This window comes from Mycobacterium persicum, from assembly GCF_002086675.1.
GTDB lineage: Bacteria > Actinomycetota > Actinomycetes > Mycobacteriales > Mycobacteriaceae > Mycobacterium > Mycobacterium persicum.
In genome coordinates, this window is the sequence record NZ_MVIF01000239.1 from 1 (window position 1) to 1,279 (window position 1,279).

Genomic DNA, 1,279 nt, shown 5'->3' on the forward strand with positions numbered 1-1,279 from the left:
GGCCGGTCTGGTTGGCCGCGGCGGCGGCGGTGGGGCCGGGGGAGAGGCAGCCTCGGGTTTCGGGGGCGATGGCGGCGACGGCGGCAATGCCTGGTTGATCGGTGATGGCGGTGATGGCGGTTTTGGCGGACTCGGAACGGTCGCGGGCGGCATCGGGGGCACCGGTGGCACCGGCGGAGCTTGGTTCGGCCTGCGCGGTGCGAACCGGTCGGGATAGCCGGAGGCGGCCAAGCGCGGCACGGCTATGGCAGCCGGAAGTTATGAAAGAATCCCGAAAGCTCGATCCCCAAATTCGCGATGCCCGAAACGAAGGCTTGTGTCGCCGGATTCGCCGTGCTGGTGTTGTATATGCCGGAGATGGTGTTGCCGACGTTCAGTAAGCCCGATTGCAGGCTGCCGGAGTTGAGTAAGCCCGAGGTTTCCGTACCGCCGTCGTTCCATATGCCCGACAGATTGGTTCCGGCGTTCCTCCAGCCCGATAGACCCGCGATCCCGTCGTTGAACAAGCCCGAGGAACTCCCGGCGCCGGCGTTGAAGAAGCCCGATGACGGGGCATCTGTCGAATTGAAAAATCCAGGGCTCTGCTGGAAATCGAAGCCGATCGTAATCGGACCCACGGTGCCGGCGCCGGGATAATCGAGAATCTGATTGATCACATAGTCAATTCGTGTGGCCGGCTGAACCGTGCTTTGCTCGATGTCCCACGGCCCGATGGCGCTGTTATAGAGGTTTGTGACGATCGGCCCAACCGGGGTTTGTTGTACCGCATTGACAACGATGGGGATCGCGTAAATATGAAATTTCTCCTGGACAATTTCACCGATGGTCCCGGTGATTGGTATTAGGACATCGCTATGAATGTCGTAGCGATATGGGATTTCGGGGATTGTTATTGTGTAGGAGACGCCGATGAGGCCTTGGTGGTCGCCCCGCCATAAGAAGCCGTTGCTGTAGTTGCCGGAATTGAAAGCTCCGGTGTTGATATCACCGGTATTGGCTATTCCGGTATTGTAGTTGCCACCGTTGAAGTAGCCCGTGTTGAAGCTACCCGAGTTGAAGTCGCCCGTATTGTGATCGCCCGGGTTGAAACTGCCCGTGTTCGCCTGACCTGCGTTGTACAGGCCGGTGTTGGCGGCGCCGGTGTTGGCGAGTCCGGTGTTGACGTAGCCGGAATTGAAGAATCCGGTGTTGGTGGTGCCGTCGTTGGCGATTCCGGTGTTGTACCTGCCGGAGTTGGCGATGCCGAAGTTGCCGGTGCCGGAGTTGAAGAAGCCGACGT

The 1,279-nt window shown here is 59.8% G+C and carries 2 pseudogenes; one reads left to right on the forward strand and one right to left on the reverse strand.

The window, feature by feature from the left end:
* Positions 1–217: pseudogene (locus BST40_RS32255) on the forward strand (PE-PGRS family protein); the annotation flags it as partial.
* Between the two features lie 25 nt (positions 218–242).
* Here the strand turns inward: BST40_RS32255 and BST40_RS28110 are convergent.
* Positions 243–1,279 (reverse strand): annotated as a pseudogene (locus tag BST40_RS28110) (PPE family protein); the annotation flags it as partial.